At 38.9% G+C, this 560-nt stretch carries 1 pseudogene; it reads left to right on the plus strand.

From position 1 onward, the window contains the following. Positions 1-328 precede the first annotated feature (328 nt). A pseudogene (locus tag ACS8FC_RS19835) lies at positions 329-560 on the plus strand (DUF4442 domain-containing protein); the annotation flags it as partial.

Below are 560 nucleotides of genomic sequence, written 5' to 3' on the forward strand. Positions count from 1 at the left end.
GACTAGACATATCAGACATAGCATCATCCAGCATTGAAAATTTATGAAATAAGACATACCGACATCACGCTATTATAGCGCGGTATATAGTAAGAGATTGTCTACTAGGCAGATCCGTGCATCACCATTTAAGCCGGTTTCATCATTTAAGACTATATCCTAGCAACACAATATAGATGACTGCTGTTTTATAAGCGCAGCAGTTCATGCTAATAATAGTAGGAAAGCAGCGGTTAATGTACCATAGTGTTTGTAATGGCTTTGCTAACAGTTACTGTTTGCCACTATCAAAAACAACATTCGATTTATCTACGTTAAGGAATTTTGTATGTCAGGATTATTAAAAAAACTGCCCGTCAAGCTGACCAATAAAAAACCAGCAAAAGTCTCTGACAGCACAAGATCGTCCATCGAAAAACCCAGCAGCACGCTAAAACCCATCAGTAATCAATTTACCAAACTGTTATCTGTGACCAAATATTTACCTACCAGTGCACGCTCAAGCATTCTCTCGAAAGCTTTTGGTAAAGTTGTACCCTACGTAGGGACAACAGGCGTGT

The sequence above is a fragment of the Psychrobacter sp. 1Y4 genome, assembly GCF_051847555.1.